General features: G+C 55.4%; 8 protein-coding genes. 2 read left to right on the forward strand and 6 right to left on the reverse strand.

The features are described 5' to 3' along the window. The first annotated feature begins 23 nt into the window (after positions 1-23). Positions 24-905, forward strand: coding sequence for a MurR/RpiR family transcriptional regulator (locus ACE3MN_RS26755; RefSeq protein WP_004871837.1), 882 nt, complete (start codon positions 24-26; stop codon positions 903-905). Positions 906-1,052: 147 nt separating this feature from the next. Further along, the gene (locus ACE3MN_RS26760) at positions 1,053-1,949 is read left to right on the forward strand and encodes a dihydrodipicolinate synthase family protein (RefSeq protein WP_004871836.1); all 897 of its coding nucleotides are present in this window, start codon (positions 1,053-1,055) and stop codon (positions 1,947-1,949) included. A 57-nt stretch (positions 1,950-2,006) separates the two neighbouring features. Here the strand turns inward: ACE3MN_RS26760 and ACE3MN_RS26765 are convergent, their stop codons facing one another. From ACE3MN_RS26765 to rpmH, 6 genes are all read right to left on the reverse strand, one after another. Continuing rightward, a complete protein-coding gene (locus ACE3MN_RS26765) occupies positions 2,007-2,414 on the reverse strand; it encodes a GNAT family N-acetyltransferase (protein ID WP_024360545.1) in 408 nt (135 codons plus the stop codon). A 133-nt stretch (positions 2,415-2,547) separates the two neighbouring features. Next, entirely contained in the window at positions 2,548-3,912 is a 1,365-nt protein-coding gene (gene mnmE, locus ACE3MN_RS26770; RefSeq protein ID WP_024360546.1) for a tRNA uridine-5-carboxymethylaminomethyl(34) synthesis GTPase MnmE, read from the reverse strand. Between the two features lie 93 nt (positions 3,913-4,005). Beyond that, a complete protein-coding gene (gene yidC / locus ACE3MN_RS26775; protein WP_004871833.1) occupies positions 4,006-5,652 on the reverse strand; it encodes a membrane protein insertase YidC in 1,647 nt (548 codons plus the stop codon). Positions 5,653-5,654: 2 nt separating this feature from the next. After that, positions 5,655-5,912 carry a membrane protein insertion efficiency factor YidD gene (gene yidD / locus ACE3MN_RS26780; protein WP_004871831.1) on the reverse strand — a complete coding sequence of 86 codons (258 nt, stop codon included), beginning with the start codon at positions 5,910-5,912 and terminating at the stop codon, positions 5,655-5,657. Next, entirely contained in the window at positions 5,876-6,235 is a 360-nt protein-coding gene (gene rnpA / locus ACE3MN_RS26785) for a ribonuclease P protein component (RefSeq protein WP_004871829.1), read from the reverse strand. The genes yidD and rnpA overlap by 37 nt, the downstream gene beginning before the upstream one ends. Before the next feature lie 15 nt (positions 6,236-6,250). Next, positions 6,251-6,391 carry a 50S ribosomal protein L34 gene (gene rpmH, locus ACE3MN_RS26790; RefSeq protein WP_004871828.1) on the reverse strand — a complete coding sequence of 47 codons (141 nt, stop codon included), beginning with the start codon at positions 6,389-6,391 and terminating at the stop codon, positions 6,251-6,253. Between the last annotated feature and the right edge of the window lie 623 nt (positions 6,392-7,014).

Below are 7,014 nucleotides of genomic sequence, written 5' to 3' on the forward strand. Positions count from 1 at the left end.
ATCGCGTAAACAGTAGGGAAGAGATGACGACTCCGACTTCGCCGGTCAAAGCCGGGAAAATACTTGATACCCTGGGAGCGATGCAAAGCAGTATGACCCGCGTCGGGAAAAGCATTGCGCAGTTTGTGATGACTTCCCCCCACAAGGTGACGCAGCTTTCCATCGCCGACCTCTCAGAGGAAGTGAACGCGGGCGAAGCGTCGGTGATCCGTTTCTGTCGACAGCTGGGCTATAAAGGCTTTCAGAATTTCAAAATGGAGCTGGCTATTGAGCTGGCCATGACCGATACCGATGACAACAGCACGCTTCTGGAGGCTGAAATTCAGAAAGCCGACGATGCGCACACCATTGGTCTCAAGCTCCAGGGCGCTATCTCGACTGTTCTCTCGGAAACGCTCAACCTTCTGGATATGGAGCAGGTTGAACGGGTCGTGGAGGCGCTGCATAGCTGCAATAGCACCTTTATTTTCGGCGTCGGCGCCTCCGGGCTGACCGCCGAAGAGATGAAGCACAAGCTGATGCGAATCGGGATGCGCGTCGATGCCTTAACGAATAATCACTTTATGTATATGCAGGCCGCGCTGCTCAAGGCTGGCGATGTCGCTATCGGTATCAGCCACTCCGGGCATTCGCCGGAAACCACCCACGCCCTTAGTCTGGCAAAGCAGGCCGGAGCCGTCACCGTCGCCTTAACGCATAACCTCGGGTCGCCATTGAGTAAAGTCGCGGATATTACGCTGATTAACGGCAACCGCCAGGGACGCCTGCAGGGCGACTCCATTGGCACCAAAACGGCACAGCTTTTCGTACTGGATCTCATTTATACGCTGCTGGTGCAGAAAGACCCGGAAGCCGCCCGAGCCAATAAACTGCGCACGATGGATGCCCTGTCCACGCTCAAATAGAGCGAGTTTTGTGCGATTCATCACAATCTGCTACTCCCGTTTTCCTCCCTGCCGGTATCCAGTTGCAACCGGCATGGTTACCTTTTAGAGTGGAGTAATACTTCAAAATAAATTTATTTAAGAAGAAAAACACCACCAGAGGTTTACATGACAAAGCTAACCGGCCTTATTGCCGCTCCCCACACGCCTTTTGATGCTAATGGCGAAGTCAACTATCCCGTTATCGATCGAATCGCCGAGCACCTGATTCGCCAGGGCGTTAAAGGCGCTTACGTCTGTGGGACAACCGGAGAAGGTATCCACTGTTCTGTTGAAGAGCGTAAAAAAATCGCCGAGCGCTGGGTCGCGGCAAGCCAGGGACAACTAAGCATTACGCTACACACCGGGGCGCTCAGCATCGCCGATGCGCTGGAGCTGAGCCGTCATGCTGAAACCCTGGATATTTTTGCCACCTCGGTCATCGGCCCGTGCTTCTTTAAACCGTCTACCGTCGACGATCTGGTGGAATATTGCCGCATTATCGCCGCCGCGGCGCCGTCAAAAGGCTTCTATTACTACCATTCCGGCATGTCGGGTCTCAGCCTCGATATGGAGCAGTTTCTGATCGCCGCGGCGGATAAAATTCCGAACCTGTCCGGTATGAAGTTTAACTCCGCGGATATGTATGAGTTCCAGCGCTGCCTGCGCGTCAACAATCGCCAGTTCGATATTCCGTTCGGCGTGGATGAGTTTTTACCCGCAGGCCTGGCCTGCGGCGCCGTCGGCGCGGTGGGCAGTACCTATAACTACGCGGCGCCGCTCTATCATCGTCTGATCGAGAGCTTCAACCGGGGGGATCATCAGGACGTTGCCGCCTGTATGGATAAAGTCATCGCGATTATTCGCATCCTGGTTCAGTACGGCGGCGTGGCGGCCGGGAAGCTGGCTATGCAGCTGCACGACATTGATGTCGGCGATCCGCGCCGCCCGCTGCGCCCGATGACCAGCGAGCAAAAGCGCGTCGCGCTGGAAGCTTTTCGCGCTGCCGACTTTATTAAATCCTGATAGCATCACCGGCATCCGGGAGACGCCGCAGCCCCGGATGCTTCTTTACCAGCGAAGTTAATTCCAGACCTTCGCCATACCCTCACTTTCCGGCATGACGCTGGAAAACCCAAATTTTGCGTACAGCTCGGGAACATCCGCCACCAGCGAGACGTATGCCCCTTTAAACGCGTTGCCATCAAGCCAGGCGACGATTTTCTGCACGATCTGGCGACCGAGACCTTTTCCCTGATGGGCCGGGTCCACGGCGACGTCGACGATTTCAAAGTTCAGCGCGCCGTCGCCGACGATGCGCCCCATACCAACGGGCACGCCCTCATAGAGAATATGCACGCCGTAGCAGCTACGCGGCAGGCCAGCACGGGCGCCTTCCAGCGGTCGCGGCGACATACCTGATATGACGCGCAGGCGGCAAAAGTCTTCTGCAGAAGGAACGGTATCAATAAAGGTGTAATCGATGGTCATGGTTGCATCCGGTACGTTAAGAGCGGCGATGCCGATAAGGGTAATAGATAAACCAATCTACCGTGAAGATGATAAATAAAAACCCGCTTTAACAGGATGTTAAGGCGGGTTAGTCAATGCTCACAAACGGAGCTTACTTACCGATACAGAAACTGGAGAAAATGCGCCCCAGCAGGTCATCAGAGGTAAACTCGCCGGTGATTTCGCTCAGGTTCTGCTGGGCCAGGCGCAGCTCTTCCGCCAGCAGCTCGCCAGCCCAGGCGCCCAGCAGCTGCGCTTTCCCCTGCTGCAGATGCTCTGCGGCGTCCGACAGCGCCTGCAGATGGCGGCGGCGCGCCAGAAAACCGCCTTCCATATTGGTTTCAAAGCCCATGCTCTGCTTGAGATGATTGCGCAGCACGTCTACGCCCTCGCCGGTACGTGCCGAAAGGCGAACAAGTGAGTGGTCATTTACTTCGCTCAGCCCCAGCGTTTCGCCAGTGATATCCGCTTTGTTACGCACGACGGTAATCGGCAGGTTTTTCGGTAGACGGGCAATAAAGTCCGGCCAGATATCCGCCGGATCGGTCGCGTCGGTGGTGGTGCCATCGACCATAAACAGCACGCGGTCGGCCTGTTCAATCTCCTGCCAGGCGCGCTCGATACCGATGCGCTCAACCTCGTCGTTCGCATCGCGCAGGCCGGCGGTATCGATGATGTGCAGCGGCATACCGTCGATATGGATATGCTCGCGCAGCACGTCGCGGGTGGTACCGGCAATATCGGTGACGATAGCCGCTTCCCGGCCCGCCAGCGCGTTCAGCAGGCTTGATTTGCCGGCGTTCGGCCGCCCGGCAATGACGACCTTCATCCCTTCGCGCAGCAGGCTGCCCTGGCGCGCTTCGGCGCGCACGGCGTCAAGATCGGCGATCACGTTGTTGAGCTGGGCTTCGATTTTGCCATCGGAGAGGAAGTCGATCTCTTCGTCCGGGAAATCAATGGCCGCTTCCACGTAGATGCGCAGGTGCGTCAGCGCTTCCACAAGATGGTTTACGCGAGTAGAGAATGCGCCCTGCAGCGAATTCAGCGCAGAACGCGCCGCCTGCTCGGAGCTGGCGTCGATCAGGTCGGCTATCGCTTCAGCCTGGGCTAAATCGAGCTTGTCGTTCAAAAACGCGCGCTCGGAGAACTCGCCTGGCCTGGCGATGCGCACGCCCGGCAGCGTCAGAATGCGTTTCAGTAACAGGTCGAGGATAACGGGGCCGCCGTGGCCCTGCAGTTCCAGCACGTCTTCGCCGGTAAAGGAGTTCGGGCCGGGGAACCACAGCGCAATCCCCTGATCCAGCGCGCTGCCGTCGCTGTCTTTAAACGGCAGGTAGTCGGCGTAGCGCGGCTTCGGCAGCTTGCCCAGCACCGCCTGCGCAACGTCGCGCGCCTTCAGGCCAGAGATGCGCAGAATGCCCACACCACCGCGTCCCGGTGGGGTTGCCTGGGCGACGATAGTGTCGTTATGGCTCATGGTGACTCTCTATGTAGATGTAAAAAAGGCGGTCTATTGACCGCCTTCTCTGGCATTAACGTTACCGTAAATACTCAAAATAATTCAAGAGTATCAGGATTTTTTCTTCTCGCGGCTATGCAGGCCACGCTTCTCCAGACCACGGTAAATCAACTGCTGCTGAATAATGGTGACCAGGTTGCTGACGATATAGTAAACCACCAGACCGGACGGGAACCACAGGAAGAACACCGTGAAGATGACCGGCATAAAGGTCATGATCTTCTGCTGCATCGGGTCGGTCACGGTGGTCGGAGACATCTTCTGGATGAAGAACATCGTCGCGCCCATGATGATCGGCAGGATGTAGTACGGGTCTTGCGCAGACAGGTCGTGGATCCACAGGATAAACGGCGCATGACGCAGTTCAACCGAGGCGCTCAGCATATAGTACAGCGCAAGGAAGATTGGCATCTGGATAATCAGCGGGAAGCAGCCACCCAGCGGGTTAACCTTCTCAGCTTTATACAGGGCCATCATCTCCTGGCTTTGACGCTGCTTGTCGTCGCCCAGACGCTCGCGCATCGCCTGAATCTTCGGCTGCAGCATACGCATCTTCGCCATGGAGGTGTACTGCGCTTTGGTCAGCGGGTACATGATGCCACGAACGATAAAGGTGATAACGATGATGGAGAAGCCCCAGTTGCCCAAGAAGCTATGGATCCATTTCAGCAGTTTGAACAGCGGCTGAGAGATAAACCACAGCCAGCCGTAGTCGACGGTCAGGTCAAGATGCGGCGCAACGGCGGCCATTTTGTCCTGAATAGCCGGGCCGACCCACAGGGTGCTTTCCAGCTTATCGGTTTGACCCGGCTGCACCAGAACCGGCTGCGATTTGTAGCCGATCGCCACAATACCGTTGCCGAGATTCGCGGTGTAGAAGTTGTTAGTACCGTTGTTCTGCGGAACCCATGCGGTTGTGAAGTACTGCTGCAGCATGGCAACCCAACCGTTTTTGGTGCTGACGTTCAGGTTTTCGTTATCGACGATAGTATCGAATTTGTATTTTTCGTACTTCGTTTCAGACGTTGAGTACGCCGCGCCGCGGAAGGTGTGCATCGTTGTCAGGCCGCCGGTCTGCGTGTCGCGATGCGTCGGCAGGTTGGCGGTTTGCTTCAGCTGGCCAAACGTAGACACTTCCAGCGGTTTTTCGCTGGCGTTCTGCACGCTATAGCCGACGTTTACCGCATATTCACCGCGCTTCAGGGTGAAGGTTTTGGTGAATACGTTGCCTGCTTTATCGGTGTACGTCAGAGGAATGACGATTTCGTTCTGGCCATCAGCCAGCACAAACGCATCTTTATCGACGTTATACAACGGACGCGGTCCGTTAGCCGGGTTGTCCGGGCCATCACGACCGGTCAGGCCGCTCTGCGCCTGATAGGTAAACTGCGGCGTGGTTTCCAGTAGCTGGAACGGCTCAGTCGACTTCAGCTCTTTCGGATAATCCAGAAGCAGCGCTTGCTCAACATCACCACCGCTGGTGTTGATGGTCAGGTCAAGCACATCGGTTTTTACCGTAATCAGTTTCCCCTGGCCACTGGCCGGTACGCCCTGGTCGGCGGCGCTACCCGTTGCTGTGGTCGTTGTCTGCGTGGTCTGCTGCTGGGGTTGAGGATTGTTATCCTGCTCCCAGGCTTGCCAGATCATGAAAGACACGAACAACAAAGCGATGATAAGAAGATTGCGTTGCGAATCCATCGTTAGTGTTCTCTGGTATCAAATGGTCCAGGCGGGACGGGATCGTCACCACCAGGGTGTAAAGGGTGGCATTTTAATACGCGTTTCACCGTCAACCAACTGCCTTTTATCAATCCAAACCTGCGCAATGCCTCAATTCCGTATTGAGAACAGGTCGGCGTGAAACGGCAATGCGGCCCGAGTAGCGGACTAATCAGGCGCTGATAGACCCGAATCAGGCCTATCAGGACCCGCGAGCCAGGCGACAGTGGCGGCGCCATAATTTTTCCAACGCTTCCGAGAGAGCACGGTTATCGAGGTCGGCAACCCCTTTCTTCGCCACCACCACGAAATCCATTGGCGGGAGTTCATGTTGACGTAAACGGAAGCTTTCACGCGTCAGACGTTTAATCCGATTGCGCTCATGCGCTCGCTTGACGTTCTTCTTGGCGACGGTAAGACCGATGCGGGGATGCCCCAGCGAATTTTGGCGGCCGAGGATGGTGATTTGCGGCGTGCCAGCCCGTAATGGCTGCTGGAAGACGAAAGTGAAATGACTGGGAGTTAACAAGCGTAACTCCCTGGGAAATGCGAGCTTAACCACTCAGGGTTAGCTTTATTACTTGGAAACGGTCAGACGAGCGCGGCTTTTAGCACGACGACGTGCCAGAACCTGACGACCATTTTTAGTAGCCATACGAGCACGGAAGCCGTGAGAACGGTTGCGCTTCAGTACAGACGGTTGAAAAGTGCGTTTCATGGCGATTTCTACCTAAACTTGAATAATTTCACTGACTTTCGCGTAAATCCGAACGAATTTCGAACGGCCTACGCCTCAGCGTGGGTGATTAAAGAGGCCGGATTGTAATAATTGTACACTCCGGAGTCAATTCTCTTTCCTTATTTCTCGCACCTTGCCGCACAAAAAACAGGCGATGGCACGTTACGGAAAACGGGCATTACGCGCCGGGTGGTGGATTATACGACCTGGTGGATAAAGCGCAAGGATCGCAAAGGATCTTTGTTAGATCGATTAAGCCCAAAACCAGGATAGTTCATTAATTTTTCCAATATGCGGCTGAAATCGTGCTCCACTCCCGCCAGGATCGATTACACTTACCCAGCTTCGATCCTTCCTGTGGATAAATCGGGAAGAATCTGTTGAGAAACACAAGATCTCTTTCTCAGTTTAGGCTATGATCCCCGGTCCCGATCGGGATCCAGAGATCCGCATCGGGTAATAACCGCAGATAGCGGTTCGCACGTCACCCCTTTAGTGCAGGGGCTTTTCGGCTATGCAGGGTCTTGTCGACGTGTGCCAACAATCACGATTGTTTCAGTTTCTCTTTTTATATATCGATTTTTGTTCGAGTGGAGTCCGCC

Origin of the sequence: Klebsiella grimontii (genome assembly GCF_042137965.1) — a bacterium.
GTDB classification, from domain to species: domain Bacteria; phylum Pseudomonadota; class Gammaproteobacteria; order Enterobacterales; family Enterobacteriaceae; genus Klebsiella; species Klebsiella grimontii.